Here is an 18915-nt window from a genome sequence, read left to right as displayed (position 1 = left end):
GCGACTGAAGTCCGCGGACCTTTTCCCGCTGCTCTCCCGGATCCTACGGCATTTTACGGCACACTAGGAACACGTTCCCATCCACCGCCACCCCCTAGCAATCCTCCGATCTGAGCATCCCAGACATCTTCAATCTTGAGGTCTTCTTCCCGCGGCTTTGCCCACTCGTTTATTCCACTGGCGGCAGCATTGGCGACGCGGTCCGTGGCATCAGTTATCCCGTTTGTCCATCGCACCTCACTTGGTGTGGGGAGAGTAGAGCTCCCTGGCGGAGGCGGAGTGATACCTCCACTGCGCAACAGTTTGTCGGACGTTGTGGCGCTGCCCACGGTTGCGGCACCACTGATTGCAGCGCCGGTCAGGCCTGCCTGCAAGTACCCCTCCGGGGTTCTCACACCGTTGTAGTTGAACTGGTAATCCAGGAGATTGTCTGCTGCCCCGGAGACCATACCCGTCATTGTGTCCTGGGCCAGTTTGGAGGACATGAGCGTGCCAGGCGCCGCGGTGGCGCCAGCCGCCTTAAAGGCGGCACCTGCACCGCCGGAGGCGAAACCGGAGGCGGCACCGATTGCCGTGTCCTTAGCAAACTCTCCCCAATCCACTGTTCCTTTATCCCGTTTCTGGGTGATCAGCGACGTTCCGGCAGCAGTCGAGGCACCGGCCGCCATACTCAGCAAAATCAAGCCGGCCCCGGTACCTGCACCGGTTAACGACAGCGCGACTCCGAGGACGATCAGTCCAACGCCAATGAGCACGGCATGCTCATCGGCCCAGTCTCCGAGGTCGGCGAGCATGCTCTGGTTAGCTTTAGCGAAATCCGCCAGTTGCTCGTCCGTGAGCGGACGCAGCCCGGTGGGGTCCGTGGCGTTCAGCGGGTTGTTGCCTGCATAGGCGTAGGGGTTGCCGTCCCAGCCGGCCCCCAGGACGGGCACCAACGGATCTGTCGAGAGGAAACCACGTGTCGCAGGGTCAAAAGCACGCCGGCCCAGCCATTCCAGGCCGGCAATGTCCAGCCCCCCGTTTCCGGTCAGACTGACGCCCGCAGGCAGCACACCGAGCAGTCCCGTTGCCCCACCCTGACCGGACATCGGGGCTGCCGCGTTGCCCTCAATGGAGAAGCCTGCTTCGGGGATGGGTGATGCGCCCAGCACCGCCCACGGATCAGCCTGATCGGTGGGCCGGGCGGCACGCCACGCCGGGCTCATCCAGGCATCCCCGAAGCCCGTAACGCCACCGGGCAGCGAAAGCACCTGCTCCGTTCCAAGGGCCGCCAAGGTGGGCACCGGGTTGGCGGTATCCCACCACACCGGGCAACCATCGACGGAAGCGAGTTCCCCCAAAGCGTCCGTCCACATCCGGTGTTCCGCGCGCAATGTCCCGTCCGGAGCGTGCTCGGTGGTCGCCTGCAGATACCCTGTGGCACCCCAGGCATATTCAGTCCAGGATCCATCAGGACCAATATTCCGGACCCGGCGGCCCAGTCCGTCATGGACGTATTCCGTCCGTGCCCCGTCCGCGTCGACAACCGACTTCAGTTGGCCGGCCGCGTCATACTCGTAAACCCGGAGCCCTGCGGAAGTACGTTCACGGACCAGCCGCCCGCCGGCGTCGTACTCCCATTCCGCAACGGCAGACTGCTTGGATCTGTACGTTGTGGAGGCAGCAACCAGTTGCCCCGCCCCGTCATATCCGTACCGCGTCACGGCACCAGCCCGGGTCAGTCCGGTAATCCGGCCGTCTTCGCCTCGTCCGACGAGGGTGGTATCCGCGCCGCCCTCCGCGGCTGAGCGGTCCGTGCGGCGGGTGTGTTCAGACAGGTAGCCGTTGCGGTAGACCCATTCCTGCACCAGGTCCCCTACCGTCGCTGCTATCGGGTGTCCCGCTGCGTCGTAGGCAAACGTTGCGTCGCCCAGCTGAGAATTACTGACGGTCTTCGCCCGCCCGACGGCGTCGCGGCCGTAAGTCGTCGTCGTACCGTTGGCGTCGGTGAACGCAACACGGTTCCCGTCGGCGTCGTATTCCCAGGACATCCCCTGCCCGCCACGGGTGCGCGAGGTCAGCTGGTTACGCCGGTTGAAGCCGAGTTCATGCTCGACCACCAGCCCGTCCGGCCCGGTGTAGTCGCTGATCACCGCACGGCGGTTTTGCAGGTCGCGGCTAATGGAGGCCAGCAGTTTTCCGTTGCGGGAGGTGCTTGCCTCCCGCCCTGCTGCGTCGTAGGTCCAGGTGGTGGTGTTCCCGTCCGGATCCGTCTGGGACAGCTGGCGTCCCGCCGGATCGTAGGTTGCCGTGGTGACCCGGCCCAGCGGGTCGGTGACGGAGCTGACGTTATCGGTGTCCGTATAAGTGCGGGTGGTGACTCCGCCCATCGGATCGGTAATGCGGGTCAGCCGGCCGCGGACATCGTATTCGAACCGGGTGCGCCCGCCGACACCGTTGACCGTTTCGACCAGTTCTCCGGCGGTGTTGTATTTAAACCGACGGGTTCCGTACCAGGGGTCCTGGGAGAAACTCAGCCGGCCGACCTTGTCGTACCCGTACCGGGCCGCTCCGTTCCCGGGGGTGACACGTAGGACCAGACGGCCGCAGGCGTCGTAGTCGAATGTCTCCACCTGGCCGGTGGGAAGTGTGCGCGCAACCACGCGCTGGTCGGCGTCGTAGGCCAGCTCGGTGACCGCACCCAGTGGGTCAATGGTCTTCCAAGGCCGCCCGCAGACGTCATACTCATAGCGGGTCACCGCTCCCGAAGGGGAAGTGACCGAGGTGATTCTCCCCGCTACGTCCCGGCCCAGGAGAGTCAGCCCGCCTTCACCATCGACCAATTCCACCGGATTCCCGGCCGCGTCGTAGGTGGTCAGTTCCGCTGCCCCGTCCGGAGCTTCGACCTCCACCGGACGGCCATATTCGTCGAAACGATAGGTGGAGGACACGAACGCATCCGCCAGAGTGGCGGTACCGGTCTTCCGGTCCGCGACGGCCTCGGTCCGTACGCCGGTTGGGTCGACGACGGCGCTGAGATTGCCGATCTTGTCGTATTCGCGGATCCAATCGTGGCCGGCCGGGTCGGTGATGCCGGTCAGGCGGGAGAGGGTGTCGTGGGTGAAACCCCAGCGGGCGCCGTCGGGCAGGACTGCCGCGGTGACGTTGCCGAGTTCATCGAAGATGCGTTCCACGCTGCGGCCCAGGGGGTCAATCCTCCGGACCGGTTCTCCGTTGGCTGCGTATTCCAGTTCGGTCCGACCGCCGTCGGGAGCAACCGATGCGGTGACCCGACCCGCAGAATCGTGTTCAAAGGACCAGACGGCGCCGTCAGCGTCCTCCCGTCGGATCAGGAGGCCCGCCTCGTCATATGTGAAGCGGGTTGCTGCTCCGGACGGGCTGACAGCTGCAACCGGACGCCCGGCGGAGTCACGAAGAATCTGCGAGGTGTCGCCAAGTGCGTTGCGGGTGACAATGAGATCGCCGTATTCGTCATACTCGCACTCGACGCTCACTCCGGCCGGGTCGGTGATCCTGGTCAGAAGCCCGTCCTGCCAGGTGAGCTCCGTGCGCCCGCCAAGCGGATCGCTGATCACGGAGGGATCCCGGCTTAGATCGTCTGCGTACTCATACGTGACGACGGATCCGGATTCGGTCACCAGAGTGGTGATCCGGTCCTGCTCATCCCACCCGTAGGTCAGGTCCGCCCCCTCGGGGGTGACGGTCCGGATTTTCCGGCCGCGTTCGTCGTAGGCATGGACGGTGACCGATCCATCGCGTTCGGTGAGCGAGACCAGGTTGCCGTGTTTGTCGTAGGCCATGGACTGGCGGTGGTCGTGGGAATCCAGCACGCCGACCAGACGGCCCTTCGAGTCCGCGATCCAGGAGTTGGAGCGGGTGCCGTCCTCATCCGAGACAACGGTGACCCGGCCGGGCAGGTAGGCGAACCGGGTCCGGCGGCCGTGCTGGGTGACCTGCAGGACCACCCTGCCGTGCTCGTCGTAGGTGTTCTCCGCTTCCAGCACCCCGGCGGCGGAGTACACGGCGTCGACCAGGCCGGCGTCGTTCCAGCGGTAGGTCCGGGTTCCCGTTTCGGTGGTCACCGAGACCAGCCGGCCGGCGTCGTCGTACCCGTATTCCACCCGGCGTCCGTCGGAGGCACGGACGACGGCGGCGAGGCCGTTGACGTAGTCGATGTCCAGGAACCGGCCGCGCACGTGGGAGAGGCGGGTCACCTGGCCGGTGCCGTCGTCTTCGGTGTTTTCCCTGTGCACGGACACTGTCCGGCCGGGACCGGACCCGGTCCCGAGCCAGGCTCCGGCCGGGGTGTAGGCCCACCAGGAGCCTTGGTTGTCCCGGACCACGAGCAGATCGGTACTGCCTTCGGGTACGGAGGCCAGTTCGGTGAATGCGGGTGCGGCGGCGGGCTCGCGGGTCAGCCAGTAATTCTCCCCCACCGCGCGGCCCCAGGCCTCGCCGTCCCGGGGGAAGTCCACGGCGCGTCCGTCGGCCAGTACCCAGCGGCAGCCCTCGTCCGAGAGCACCAGGTGCTGGTCCAGGACGGACGCCCAGCCCGGCCCGAATACACCCGGGGTTTCCAGGCCTGAGGCCAGCGAGTTGTACATCCGGGAAAGCACCAGGTTCGACGCTGTTCCCGCGAAGCCCAGGTCCGTTTCCGGTTCGATGAAGTTGCCCGTGGCCGTATTTACCGGGTCATTGGCGTAACCGGTGGTCGGTTTTGCACCCGAAGCGGTGGGTGCATCGATCTCCAGGGCCTGGCGGTTCGCGTCCACCCCGGCGGCGGCGAGTGCTGCCTCCAAGGCAGCATCCGAGAGAGTCGAGACGTCCGCGTTGCTCCCGGCAGAGGCGAAAGCGTCTGCCAGGACGCCTGCCCACCGGGCATCGTTCTCGTTGGCGTCCAGATACTCCTTGTAGGAAAGGAGGACTCCGTCAGCGTCGAGGGTTGCCCAAGAGCAGACCCCCCTGAATGTGGCCAGGTACCCTTGAAGGCGCGATATGTCGGAATGCAATCCGGCGTCGAGCGCGCGGGACTCGGCTGCGAAGGACCGCAGGTTATCGGGTCGAGCGGAGGAGGTCCCTCCCCCGGCTCCAGCGCCATTGCCTTGGCCCTGGCCGCCCTCCCGATATGCGATGAGAGGAATGTAGGGGGCAAATTGTGGTGCTTTGCCCGGCACCATATCCGGCATATCGTCCACACCGAAGCGCTCGTCCCAGAACTTTTCCCAGCCGTTACGGGATTTGTATTCGCGGACCCACTCGTTGGCCTTCGTGCGGCGCGCATCCTCTTCGTGGGCGAAGTGGATAAAGGTTCCTATGTACTCGGCTACTTTCCGCAGGGCCCGCTCCAGCTCGTGGGCGTCCGTGTATGCCGTTGTGGTGTTTCTCCGGAACATCTCGGAGAAGATTCCCTTGAAATCCGCTATCGCATGGGTGACTGAGGTAACGCGCGAATATTTTGACTGTTCCAGATCGTCAGCGGCGGCCTTGAATGCCCGTTGCATCATCTCCGCATGGACGTAGCTGAATCGTCCGCGGTGAGCTGTGTCAGCCGGCAACATTGGCATTTCGACTAATTCAATATCAACATCAGACATAATCAGCGCCCCCCACTGAACAAGAACTGGAATAGAAGAACCACCAACACCGGTACGCCCGCACGGGAGCGACAACGGTGGGTGCGGCCCGCAGCAGCGGGCAGAAAACTAAAAGCGGTACCGGGTTTCCGGCACCGAGGCCTGCAACGGCCGAGCGGTGGCACCCTTTCGGTCAGCCACTGCCCGGCCATTGCCGGCGTTGTGGGCGGTCTAGGCGCCGCCGCCCGCGGAGAAGATGTTGTCCGAGATCTGCTGGAGCTGGTTACGCAGCTGTTCGAGCTCCTCCCGGGCCTTATCCAGGGCCGCCTTGGTTTCCGGCCACGTTGAACCGCGGAACTGCGAGGCCAGCGGGCCGTCCCAGACGTTCGGGTCCGACAGGATCTTGCCCTGCGCATCAAGCGCGGAGATCTGATCGGTGAAACCGCCGTTGATGATGGACTGGACCTGGCCGATTGCAGACTTCGCCTGCTCGGTAGACAACACACGTGACATTAAGAATTCCCCCTCTAGAGACAACATGCTTTTCCGCCGGGCAGGAAAGCGCCGGCGACCGGACGGTCGTGACCATACCAATAAACGCCACTAAAGCCAACATCATAAGTGGACTGATTATAGGCAGTACGGGCCGGTTTATATGGGCGGTAGCAATGATTAGCAGATTTTCTTTGCCGTACCCCTTATGATGCTCAAGGCACAGCGAACGCAACAGGGGGACGATTCACCATGCCTGGACGACCTAATACACTCATGCAGAAACCGGGGCGCAGCGACGCACCCCGCCGGCGGCTGGGTGCCGTTCTGATCGCTGTGGGGCTGATCGCCACCACATCCTGCACCCAGGAGCCCGAGCCGGAGCCGGTATCCAACCCGGTCAAGCTCCTGCAGAACGTCCGGGTGGACCTGTCGAAGGCTGCCGGCGTGGAAACCATCGAAGGCACCACCATCTCGGTCGCTGCTGACGGCAGTTCCTCGGCTGCGGATACGCAGTACAACACCGACGAGACGGTCGGCGAGCTGCCCGTACGGGTAAGCCTGCAATACCGTGCCGGCGAGGAGTCCGGTTCGGACCTTGCCGAGCTCGAGGGTCACTCCGGGCCGGTCGAAATCGATCTGACGTTGGAGAACCTCACGGTCAAACCCCAGGTCATCGAGTACGACGCCGCCGGCCGGAAACTCTCCGAAACCACGCTCGTGGGAGCACCCCTCACCGTCGCTGCGTCCACCACCCTCCCCGGGGTGCGGGCTGATGACATCACCCCCGGTTCCGCGGACGGTGCCACCGGCACCAACGGCGTCCTGAGCAGCACCGAGGACGGTGCGACCGTGGTGCAGTGGGCCACCGTGCTGGCTCCGCCGCGTTCCGGCGCCAGCGCCACCCTGCGCCTCGTCGCCGACGTCAAAAATTTCCAGGTGCCCGCCATTGAAGTGGCTGTTCAGCCCGGCCTCAATACGGACATGACCGCGGACGGCGTGGTTGCCGCGGCCTTCTCCTCCGGTGCCGGCTCGGAAATGGATCTGCAGCGCCGCACCATCGATCTGGTGGCGGACGTCAACACCGTCCTGATCAAGGCCGGGTCCACCATCACCGAAGTCCGCAGGAACCTGCAGGAAACGTCGCAGACCCTGGGTGTCCGAACCGCGGAGGAGCTCAGCAACAACTCCGAATCGCTGGCAGCAACCATGGCCAGCCTGAAAGACCAGCTGACGGTCCTGGGCGGCGATCTGGAAGCCTCCACCAAGGGCACCGAGTCGGTCACCATGTCCCAGCTGCAGCAGACCGTTGCGGCCGTGGATTCGATGCTGGGCGACACCAGCGCAGTGCCGCCCACTGTGACGGTCACCAACGAGGGTTGCGAGGCCACCGTGGCCAAACCCCAGCAGTCCGCCACCGTGTACGGCAGCATCCTGACCATGGCCTCGCAGCTGGACGCCTATGCGACGGTGAGCGCGGACTGCCGCAACTTCGTGGCCGGTGAACTCACAACCGCCATCGGCCCCGAGAAACCCTCCGCGGAGATCTGCGAAGCGGAACGGACGGATGTCGCGGAGAAGCGCCGCGAGGCCGTCTCCATGACCTGCTCCCTCTTCGACTCCGAGGTGATTATCGGCGGAGCGCTTGCCGGCCTGGCCACAGAAGGCGCAAAACTCGTGGATAAGCTTGAGCCGAAGGTGGTCGAAGCAGCCATTTCGAACCACGAATCCTCCGCAGCTACCCTGGGTGAGGCGCAGGCCCAGCTCACAGCGATCCTCGACGGACCGGAAACCCCTGAGGACTACAAGACTGCTTTGGCCAAGGTGCGGAGTGCCATTGCGGACGCTGAGGCGTCGGCCCAGTCATCCGTGGATACCACCCGCGATGCGTCCGCGGCTGCACGCAGCAGTATTGACGGCCTGCGGAACAACTTGGCCGGAATCAGCACTCTTGCGGAGGATGCGCAGGGGGAACTTACCGCGGGGTTGCCGCTGGACGGTTCCATGACGGACCAAAACCAGGCACTTGCCGATGAGCTGTGCCGGATAGCCCGTGAAGAGCCCCGAGATGGCGAGCTGTCCGTCAGGGATGCTGAGCGTCTCCGCTCCTACCTGACCTCCGTTCCGTGCGACGAAACAGATGACGAGGGCAACCCTGCCGAGGAGCTGACGCCTCCGTTCGGGTTCCAGGAACCGTTGGATGACCGCCTCACCGGCCAGGACGCAGCCTGGGCGGAGGTTTTGAAGCTCACTGACACCACCAATCCGGACCAGGCCATCAACCAGGCATTCACGGCCTTGGACGCATCCATTGACGGCTTCGATACCGAGCTTGAGGCAGTTACCCAGGCCGTGAACGACCTCGACGGTGTCGCCACCGGCACCAGGATCGGCCTCGAAAGACTGAAAAGAACGCTTAGCGACGCTGTAGAAGCTTCCGACGACGTTCAGAAGAACCTGCTGAGCGTAAAGACCCGGCAGGACGAGCTCCGCGACGGCGTCGAAAAGGCCTTGGCCGACGTTTCCGAGGATACTGAAGGCGAAGTGCGCAAGGCCATCGACACCCAGACCCGCAAGGTCACCGACATCGGCGACGAGAGCACCAAGAACGTCACCACCGCCTTCAACCGCTCCATCGCCGGCCTTAAGTCCACCTCCGACGAGGTTGTGGACGACGCCAAGGGAACCGTGGACAAGCAGCGCGGCGAGCTGAACGAGGAGGGCGATGCGCTGGCCGCAGCCCTGTCCGAGAGCACCGAATCGGCGTTGGCGAGCATCGCGTCCACCACCACCGGCTCCACGCGGGACGTTGAGGGTGCCAATGCCCTCCTGTCCTCCAGCCTGAACAAGGTGATGCTGGATCTGGGCGACCGCTCCGTCAACGGCTCGGGTCTGCTCGGCTCCATGGCCACCAACGCTGCGAAGGCGGACACCGCCGACTACCAGCTGGCCCTTGCCGCGCAGAATGCCGAAGGCTACGCCAATATCCGCTCCCAGGATGTGGCCGGGCTGTTGCTGCGGCAGGCCCAGTTCAAGGCCTCGCTCACGGCCGTGGACGAGCTGCCCGCGTTCCACCTCGAGGTGCCCAACGGCGCAACCTCGCAGACCCTGTACACGCTGACGATCGGCGGCGGCGAATGAACTCCCGAACCAAGCTCCTGACCCTGATCATTGCCGGGGTGGTGGTGGTTGCCGCGGCGGCAATCGTGCTGGCCACCACCCTGCACCGCCCTAAGGAAGCGCCCAAGCCGGACCCGGTGGCGGCCACGGTTCCCGTGTCGCTGGACGCCGACGGCCTGCCGGGGGACTTCTCAATCGGCGTCGTCATGACGTTCGGATCCTCCGGCGAGCCCGGCTCGGAGTACAACCGCGCGGCGCAGGGCGCCGTCGTCGCCGCTCACCGCTTTGCCCAGGACGGCGCCGCCGTCGCCCTCCCCACCGAGAACGACGGCGGAACCGAGGACGGCGCCCGCGCCGCAGTCCGCGCGCTGGCCGACCAGGGGGTCTCCGGCATTGTCGTGGCGAGCACCGGACCGCAGGCGGCGGCTGCGGCGAAGGCCGCCGAGGAGCTCGGCCTCCCGGCGATTCTTCCGTACGCCGCACCGGCGGACCCGGCTCCTTCCACCTGGACCACGAAACCGTCCGCCGCCTCCGTCGAAGGCGCCTTGGGCGCCGCGCTGGCAGGCAAGAGCCGGGTGCTGCTCGTGAACGACGGCGGGCCCGTCCCCGCATCGGTGCAGCCGGCACAAACGTTCAACCTCGGGGACTACGAGGACATCATGGCCCTGGCCCAGGACGCCGCCGTGCAGACCGGCGACCAGCCGCTCCCCCTTCCCGAGGATGCTCCCGAAGGCACCGAGGCCATGAATGTTGCCGAGCCTGCAGATGCGGTTGTCGTTTCGGCCGCCACCCCCCAGCGGCTGGCACGGCTGGTCCAGGCACTGCAGTCCCGCAGTGTTTCCGTCCCCCTGATCCTTCCGGACGGGGCCGCCGCGCCTGCTTTTGCCACCGCGCTAACCGAGCTTGACGGAAGCGCCTCCGCGCAGCTGGTCACGATTGCCCCGGCGCACGGCGACGGGACCGCCCTGCGGCAGGACGCCCAGGGCCGGGGCATGTCTGCCTTCCTGTCCGCTGTACGTCTGGCTGCCGGTGAGTCCACGGTCCACAACCTCACGGTTGATGCCCCGTTCTCCGGGGACGCCTGGGCAGCCGACACCGCCAGCCACGACGCCGTCGTCGCCCTCGTACGGGCGGCTGCTGCCGCCGAAAGCAGTGATCCGGCGGAAGTCGGTGCAATGCTGCGCACCATGTCCTTCGGCCCGGGCGAGGGCATGGCCGGTTCCGCGCTGGACTTCTCGCAGTCCGATGCCCTGGCCGTTTCGGCGGTCCCGGTCTATGCCTCTCCCCAGGACCTCGGGCTGCGGCCTGCCGATGGCGAGGCTCCCCGCCTCGTCTGGGTACCTGCTCCGGCAACTCCCTAACGACCCTGCCCGGTCCCTCAATGGACGGGCCACTGTTCCACCATGGAAGGACCGCCCCGGTGCGTGTGCTGATCGATTTGGACGAGAGCCGCTTCGAGTGCGAGGTGGCGCACGCTGCGCCGGCCACTACGTTGGCGGATCTCGTGGAGACGGCGGGCGGGCCCCGCCTCGCCCCCGGCGAGGCAGTGTTCGTTGACGAGTCCGAGGTGCGCGCCTCCACGCCCGTCTCGGAATTGGTTCTCCTGGAAGGCAGCCGCATTTCCCGGGCACCCTGGCCGGCGCCTGCTCGGGTGCGCGGCTGGAGTGTCACCCTCGCCGGGGGCCAGCGTGCCGGCAGTGTGATCGAAGTGCCGCAGGGACGCGAGATGCTCATTGGGCGCTCTCCGCATGCAGATCTCACCCTTCCTGCAGACAGTGCCTCCTGGGACCATTGCCGTCTGCGCAGGGAGGAAGAAGGGCTGCGGGTAGTGGACTGCGGCTCTACCAACGGCACGCTGGTCAACGGCGAAAAGGTCGGTGAAGACGGGATCCTGGTTGAGGACACCGCTACGGTCACGGCCGGCGGCACGGTGCTGCTCCTGCGCAAGAGCCTGGACGAAAGTCCCGCACCGGCGCCCGGCACCCTGCACAACCTCACCCCGGCGGGAACCGCGCCCTTTAACCGGCCGCCCCGTCCCGGGAAGGCGCCGGAGGGCGACCCCCTGGTCCCGCCGACCCGTCAGGACGTGCCCCCGGCGAACAAATTCAGCTATATCACGGTGCTGGCACCGCTGGTGATGGCGGGCGCGATGGTGATGGTTCTGGGAAGCATGCGCTTCGCCCTGTTTGCCTTGCTGAGCCCGGTCATGGCCATCGGCATGTGGTTCGAGCAGAAGCGGCGGCATGACCGCGGCGTCAAGGAAGAGGAAGAGCGCTTCAACGGGGCGCTGGAAGAGTTCGAACAGCAGATCCGTACGGCTGCCGAGGCGGAGACCGCCCGTCGCCACCAGATGATCCCGGATCCGGCCACCGTGCTGCGGCGCCCGGCCCTTCCGGCCACCTCCTTGTGGCAGCGCCGTGCCGAGTCGGATGATTTCCTGGCCCTGCACGCCGGCACCGGTGACGTCCCCTGGAAGCCGGAGGTGGACCGCAACGCAGCGCCCCGGCTCGATCCCAAGGTCAAGGACTCCCTCGCCGCCGCGCGGCTGCTTGCCGCGCCCGTCCTGGTGGACCTGAGCAACGCCGGGGTGGTGGGCATGGTGGGCCCGCGTGAGGGTGCCCTCGCGCTTGCGCGTTCCCTGCTGGCGCAGGCAGCCGTCCACGTGGGCCCGGCGGACCTGACCATCGGCGTCTTCTGCGACCCCGGCCGGGCAGATGAATGGGAATGGGCGTCGTGGCTGCCCCACACCCGGCAGGCGGGCAGCAGCACCGGCCAGCGCTGGATGTCTGCCCACCGCGAGTCAAGCGTGGCCATGCTGCGCACAATGAAGGACTCGGTCGAGGAACTGCCCACACCGGCGCTGCTGGTGGTGCTGGACTCCGAGGTCCTGACCGAAGGCCGGGACGCGCCGGCACGCGCACTGCTCGGAATGGGCCGCTCGGAGTCCGGGTCGCGTTTCACCTCGCAGCAGCAGTCATCCAGGGTGGCCGGCATCGTCATCGCCACCTCCGAAGAGCAGCTGCCGGCCTCCTGCACCACGATCATCCGGGTGGGCGAGGATTCGGCGGCCACGCTGGAGCAGCCGGAGGACCTGACCCGGGTGGAGGACATCATCCTGGCGGGCCTGGACCGGGAGGAAGCGCTGCGGTGCGCCATGCGCGTAGCGCACTTCGACGACCCGGAGCTGAGCGTCCCGGGCGCCTCGCTGCCCTCCCTCGTGCGGCTGCCCGCGCTGCTGGGCTACGAACGGCCCGATGCGGCCGCCATCCGCCGGCTGTGGCAGACCTCCCCGGGCATCTCCACCCCCATCGGCACCGGCGAAAACGGGGATCTCAGCCTGGACCTGGTCAAGGACGGCCCGCACGGGCTGGTGGGCGGCACCACCGGCTCCGGCAAGTCCGAATTCCTGCGCTCCCTGGTGGCCGGCCTCGCCGCCCGCAACGACCCGACGCGCCTGAACTTCATCCTGATCGACTTCAAGGGCGGGGCTGCCTTCAAGGCCTGTGAACGCCTGCCGCACACGATCGGCACCATCTCCAACCTGGACGAGCAGCTGGCCGACCGCGCCCTTTTGGCCCTGGAAGCGGAGATGGAGCGCCGCCAGCGGGTGTTCGCGGCGGCCGGAGAGGGTATCGACAACCTCAACGCGTACCTGGCCACGAACCCGGCCGAGCCCATGCCCCGGCTGCTGCTTGTAATTGACGAGTTCGCGATGCTGGCCAAGGATTTCCCCGACGTCCTCAAGGCACTCGTCAGCGTGGGTGCCGTGGGCCGAACCCTGGGCGTGCACATGATCCTGGCAACCCAGCGCCCTGCCGGCGTCGTCAATGATGACATCCTCGCCAATACGAACCTGAGGGTGGCCCTGCGCGTGCAGAGCCGCGAGGACTCCAACAACGTCATCGGGGTGCCCGCTGCCTCAGCGATCGGCCGCGCCCAGATGGGCCGCGCCTTTGTGAAGCTCGGCCAGGACGACATCACGCCCGTACAGACAGCGCTGGTGACCGGCCGGGCCCAGCTCGGCGGCGGAGCATCGGTGGACGTGCGTGAAATCCGCCAGTTCGGTGTCCCCGCTCCCGCGGCGGCACCGTCCCGGTCCGAGGTGTCCGACGAGAATGACCTGGATCTCCTGATCGAGGCCGTTGTCGAAGCCAACACCGAGGCAGGATACGCCCCGCCGCGGCAGGTCTGGCCGGAGGCCCTCGGCCAGCGGGTGGAGCTGGAAGGCTTCCGCGCCGAACCGGAAGACGCGGAAGAAGCCGAGGCACCTGCCGGCCCCGAAACCCGGATCCTCCCGCGGGTGGGCGGTGTCCGCGGTTCCACTGTCATGGTGACGCTGATGGACGAACCGGAGCTGCAGCGCCAGTCCGCGGCGGGATGGGACATGTCGATCGGAAACCTGATGCTGATGGGCGTGGCCGGCTCCGGCACCACCACCACGCTTGCCTCCATCGCCCTGGCCCTGGCCAAGGACACCGATCCGGCAGACCTGGACCTGATGATCCTGGACATGGGCTCCCGCGGGCTTGAGCCGCTGGCACGCCTGCCGCATACGACGGCGTATGTGGGCACCGGCGGCGGCGCCAAGGAACAGCAGGCCCGCTTCCTGCGGCACCTCAGCACGGAGCTGGAACGCCGCCGCGCGGACCCGGACGGACACCGCCGCACCGTGGTGCTGCTGGACGGCCTGGCCTCGCTCCGCGACGAATTCCAGGACTACGAGGGCCAGCAGCTGCTGGACATCCTGTTCCGCGCATACGCGGACGGTCCCGCCCTCGGACTCTCCTTTGCGGTGTCCACCACCCGGGCCAAAGCAATTCCCACCGCCATGAACGAGGTGACACTGCAGCGGTGGCTCTTCCGCCTCGCGGACACCTACGACTACTCCTCGCTCGGCGTGCGGGGCAAGCAGATCCCCGCCGAACTTCCGGGCCGCTGCGTGGATCCCCGCACGAAACTGCAGATGCATGTGGCCACGCCCGGTATCGGCCTCGAAGCCGCCGTCGACGTGGTGCGGCAGGGCTGGGCCGAAGCCCCGGCCAAGACCCCGGCAATCCGCCGCCTGCCCGCCAACATCACGCTCTCGGAACTGGAGGTGGCCCCGCGGCTGGATTCCGAACCCTGGCTCGTCCCGGTGGGTATGCGGGAAGCGGACTTCGCACCTGCCTATCTGGAAATCTACGAAGGTGAGCACGCACTGATCGCCGGCTCGGCCCGGTCGGGCAAGTCAACGTTGCTGCTCGCCTTGGCCGCCGCCCTGCAGGGAGCCTCCTCCTCCCAGGGCCCGGCGAAGGTCTGGGGCATCTGTGACCGCCGCTCCCCGCTGGCCACCGCCGATCTCGACCGGGTGGCGGTAGGGGCCGACGAGGTGCCGGCACTGCTGGCTTCCCTGCGGCTCGAGCGCACCCCGGTGTTCCTGCTGATCGACGACGCCGAACGCGTGGACGATGCGGACCAGTCCATTACGGGACTGCTCGCCTCCGCGCAGCCGGGAGTCTGCGTCATTGCGGCAGGCCGCTCGGCGGACCTCCGCAGCCTGTACAGCCACTGGACCAAGACGCTGCGCAAATCCCGGCTCGGGGTGCTGCTGCAGCCTGACGTGGATTACGACGGCGAACTGCTCGGGGGAACACTCCCGCGCAAGGCACCCGTCGCGATCACCACCGGCCGCGGCTATATCGGCGTGGGCGGACAAATGGCACTGATCCAGTCAATCAGCCCCGAGGAGGGTTCCGCGGCGGTGACCGCCTAGGATGCAGGAAGGCCCTCACGGGTCCCGGGAAAATCAGATCAGCGGCGTTGGGGAGTACGGGATGCAATTCGCACAGACGGGACAGGCGCTGGGCGCGTCCTACCGCTTCGGCGAGCGGGTGGGTTCCGGCGCCGTCGGCGAAGTCTGGACCGTGACCTCCGCCGACGGCGGCACGTATGCCGCCAAGGTCCTGCGGCCGGAACATGCCGACGATCCTTCGATTGTGGAGCGGTTTGTCCGGGAGCGGTCCGTGCTGCTTGAGCTGCAGAACTCCGCCATTGTTACGGTGCGCGACATGGTGGTGGAGGGTGCCCGCCTGGCCATCGTGATGGACTACGTTGCCGGCGGGTCACTGCGCGACGCCGTTGCGAACGCCGGCCCGCTTCCCCCCGCAGACGCGCTGAATGTCGCTGCCGAAGTCTTCGATGCCTTGTCGTTCGCCCATTCCCGAGGTGTCACGCACCGCGACATCAAACCCGACAATGTGCTCCTCACCCGTCCCTGGGCCGAATGGACACCCGGACAGGTGAGGGTGTCCGACTTCGGCATCTCCGACGTCGTGGGCGAACGGATCCGCCAGACCACCGGCCTCATCGGCACCCCGCAGTACATGCCGCCGGAACTCATCACCTCCGGCAGGTCCGGCCCGGCCGGCGATGTGTACTCCGCCGGCGTCCTGCTGTACGAACTCCTGGCCGGCCGCACACCCTTCGCCGGACCGGGCACTGACTTCACCGTTGCGTACCGCCATGTGTCCTCCCGTCCCCCGCGGATTCCGGTGGACGACGAGGTGTGGCGGGTTCTGGAGACCTTGCTGGCCAAGGATCCAGCCCGACGGCCCGCCGCGGCGGAGGCGGCGGCAACCCTCCGGCGCCTGGCACCCCGCCTCACCGGAAGCGCCCCCCTGGACCGGGGCGAGGCTCCGGCGGAATTCGACGACGTCGAACGGCCCGCCACCATGGTCCGCGGCGCCTTCACCGACGACGAGCTCACCGCCCTGTCGGCCGCCCCGCCGTCGGATGCGGACCTGGCGGTCCCGGAACTCGGGGAGGCGGGCAACGCGACCATTGTGCGCGCGATGCCACGCCGTGAAGTACGTCCGGTCGCCGAGACCCAGTCCGAGGAGACCGAAGCCGCCCCGTTCTGGCGGACCCGCAAGGCCCTGTTCCTGATCGGCGGTGCGGTTGTGTTGGTCGCAGCGATGGTCGTGGGGTTCGTTGTCCTGGCCCCCGGCGACGGCCCCAAGGAGGAGGAGCCGGCGGCCGGGGAACGGCTTTCAGCGCGCCTGCAGGATGCCACCCTGCCCACCGGTTTGACGATTTCCCGGGACGCCACCTTTGAACCCTCCTCCGGCGAGACCCGCTTGACGGTGGGGTATGCAGCGCAGAAGGCACCGTTGTCCGGTGATTTCCTCGAAGTCATTCCCGGCTTGGCCGAGGGAAGCGATTGCCCGGCCGTCACCTGGGAGGGGGCCGAAGTGAAGCGGAACCAGGCGTCGGTAACCGGCCTGGATGCCGACTGCGGATGGAAGCTCTCCGGCCTGGAGATTCCGGCCGGCGGCTCCGTGGACGTTACGGCGACGGTATCGGTCGCACCGGAGGACCAGGAGGCCCTCGACGCGTGGCTGCAGTCCGGATCCGACGCGACGACGGCGGCCACGCACGATGCGGAGGTCAAGAGCACCGCGTACCCGGTCCAGCGCCTGATGGACGTGGAGGTGCGGACTGCGGCCCGCGTCGTGACGCCCAGCCCGTTGACCATCACCCTGGTTCCGGTGTGGGCCAGCGGTGCCGACGAGCTGAACCCGCTCTATGTCAGCCCGGCGTCCGGCCAGCCGTCGCAGATGCTGACGGCAGTGACAGGCGGCGAGGAGGGGCTGCGGTTCTCGGACGGATGCGGCGGGGCGTTGGCGGTGGACGGTACGGGGCTCACGGTCACGGCGCTGCAGATCTCGCCGCAGTGCACCGTCCGCGCCAGCGTCGGGAACTTCACCGAGCTGCAGTCTCCCGGCTTCGCCATCACGTCCCGCGAAAACGCCGGCCCCTAGCCTTCGGGAATAGGAACGGAGCCCCCGACATTGAACATCAAATGGCAAGCAAACTTACCGCGGCTGGATGGTGTAAAAAATAGGAATGACCGGAATAAGAGCGGATGCACAAAACGTAGGTGCTCCAGTGGAAACCCCCACGGGCCGGTCGGCTGAAGACCGGAAAAACACGGCAGATGACCTGGACCTTTTCCTCGTGGAACGGTTGCATGACCTGACGCTTTCTCATCTCACGGTTCAGGAGTTTCTTCATGAACTGGCCCTTCTGACGGCCCGGGCGTTTTCCATTCCGGTGAGCCCGCTCGAATGCGCCATGACCATTACCCGGGACCGCAAACCGGTCCGCGCGGCCTACAGCGGCTCACCCGCCGCCACCCTGGACGACCTGCAGTATGAATTCACTGACGGTCCCTGCTTGACCGTGATCCAGGAACGGACTCCGGTCTACATCCCGGATCTGCACAGGGAAAAGCGGTGGGAGCAGTACGTGTCCATGGTGCAGCAGGCCGGCATGCGGTCGGTCCTGGCCCTTCCGCTGGACCTCGAAACGGAGGGCATGGCGACTCTCAGCCTGTACAGCACCCGGCCGGGGCACTTCGACGCTGCAACGATCGAGCAGGTCCAGGACTACGCGGGCCGCATCAACAAGCCCGTCCGCCTGGCCGCCCGCCTGGCCGCCGAAAGCGAGCACGCCTCGGACCTGCGTGCCGCCATGGATTCCAGGACCGTCATCGATCTGGCCGTCGGAATCGTGATGGCCCAGAACCGATGCAGCCAGGACGAAGCCTTCAACATACTGGTGTCGGCTTCCGGCAGCAGGAATATCAAACTGCGGCGAATCGCCGAGCGGGTGGTGGCGGCGGTTTCGGAGGCTGAAGCCACCACGCATTTCCGGCAGTAATTACCCGCTTTGCACCACGAAAAATGCCCGGACGCCGACGGCGTCCGGGCATTTCCTGTTTACGAAGTTACTCGCGGTTCAGCTTGTCCTGAACCGTACCGGCAACCTTCTCCACGACATTGGGGATGTCGGTGGTGCCGTAGTAACGGGCGTCCGGACGGGTGACGTCCGGCATGGGAGCCGTCGTCGTCGGCCCTTCGTGGTAGCTGAACTCGCCCTTGCCGTCCGGGGTGGGACCGGAAGCCCAGGAGCCCTCGGAGGCGTGCTTGCCATCGGAGAAGTTCAGGTACTGGTAGGACACTTCGCGCTCTTCCTTCTTGATCGGGAAGTTGCTGGGCACCGGAAGCAGCTCGTGGCCCTCTTCCTGAAGTTCCTTGGCGGCAGCGGTCCACATGTTCTGGTGCATGGTGTCGCGGGCCAGGAGGAAGGAGAGCAGGTCCCGCACACCCTTGTCATCGGTCATGTGGTAGAGGCGGGCAACCGCGAGGCGGCCCTGCATTTCCGCATTGGCGTTGGACGTGAAGTCGGCCAGCAGGTTGCCGCTGGCCGTGACGTAACCGGCCGTCCACGGGTTGCCGTTGCTGTCCACGGGACGGGCGCCGGCACCGGCAACAATGGCGTGCTGCACGTCCATGCCGCCCACCACAGCTGCAATGGTCGGATCCGACTGTACGGCGTCGTCCGTGATCCCCAGGGGTGCCTTTTCGAGCAGCTGGGCAATCATGATGGCCAGCATTTCCACGTGGCCCATTTCTTCGGCTGCGATGCCGTAGAGCAGGTCACGGTACTTACCGGGCAGGTGGGAGTTCCAGGACTGGAATCCGTACTGCATTGCTACGGTGATTTCACCGTATTGTCCGCCGAGCACTTCCTGAAGCTTGCGCGCGTAGACGGCATCCGGCTTGTCCGGTGTCGCCTTGAATTGAAGTTCTTGCTTATGAAAGAACATATTCACCTCCGCATATCAGGCCCGGAATATGGGTGGGCCGCCTCTTATGGCGGCCCCGGGCCAGTATGTGAAACCTATCGC

The 18915-nt window shown here is 66.5% G+C and carries 8 protein-coding genes; 5 read left to right on the top strand and 3 right to left on the bottom strand.

Going from position 1 to position 18915, the window contains the following annotated elements; all coding sequences use genetic code 11:
• Positions 1–53 precede the first annotated feature (53 nt).
• Both AC5RT8_RS15480 and AC5RT8_RS15475 read right to left on the bottom strand, forming a co-directional pair.
• On the bottom strand, positions 54–5504 hold the full coding sequence (locus tag AC5RT8_RS15480) for a DUF6531 domain-containing protein (RefSeq protein WP_494096609.1): 5451 nt from the start codon (positions 5502–5504) through the stop codon (positions 54–56).
• Between the two features lie 300 nt (positions 5505–5804).
• The gene (locus AC5RT8_RS15475) at positions 5805–6086 is read right to left on the bottom strand and encodes a pyrophosphorylase (RefSeq protein WP_494096608.1); all 282 of its coding nucleotides are present in this window, start codon (positions 6084–6086) and stop codon (positions 5805–5807) included.
• Between the two features lie 255 nt (positions 6087–6341).
• Here AC5RT8_RS15475 and AC5RT8_RS15470 point away from each other — a divergent pair, with 255 nt between their 5' ends.
• From AC5RT8_RS15470 to AC5RT8_RS15450, 5 genes are all read left to right on the top strand, one after another.
• Entirely contained in the window at positions 6342–9206 is a 2865-nt protein-coding gene (locus AC5RT8_RS15470; protein ID WP_494096607.1) for a hypothetical protein, read from the top strand.
• Positions 9203–10546, top strand: coding sequence for a hypothetical protein (locus AC5RT8_RS15465; protein ID WP_494096606.1), 1344 nt, complete (start codon positions 9203–9205; stop codon positions 10544–10546). Before AC5RT8_RS15470 ends, AC5RT8_RS15465 begins: the two co-directional genes overlap by 4 nt.
• Positions 10547–10605: 59 nt before the next feature.
• Complete coding sequence (locus AC5RT8_RS15460; protein WP_494096605.1) at positions 10606–14937, top strand: type VII secretion EssC family protein; 4332 nt, start codon at positions 10606–10608, stop codon at positions 14935–14937.
• A gap of 61 nt (positions 14938–14998) precedes the next feature.
• Entirely contained in the window at positions 14999–16984 is a 1986-nt protein-coding gene (locus AC5RT8_RS15455) for a serine/threonine-protein kinase (protein WP_494096604.1), read from the top strand.
• A 127-nt stretch (positions 16985–17111) separates the two neighbouring features.
• On the top strand, positions 17112–17885 hold the full coding sequence (locus AC5RT8_RS15450) for a GAF and ANTAR domain-containing protein (protein WP_494096603.1): 774 nt from the start codon (positions 17112–17114) through the stop codon (positions 17883–17885).
• Between the two features lie 67 nt (positions 17886–17952).
• Here AC5RT8_RS15450 and AC5RT8_RS15445 read toward each other — a convergent pair whose 3' ends face one another.
• Positions 17953–18834, bottom strand: coding sequence for a manganese catalase (locus AC5RT8_RS15445; RefSeq protein WP_494096602.1), 882 nt, complete (start codon positions 18832–18834; stop codon positions 17953–17955).
• Positions 18835–18915: the final 81 nt, after the last annotated feature.

This window comes from Arthrobacter sp. Ms25, from assembly GCF_059090365.1.
Note: the sequence above shows the minus strand (reverse complement) of the source record. Positions and strands in the feature narration are given on the sequence as shown.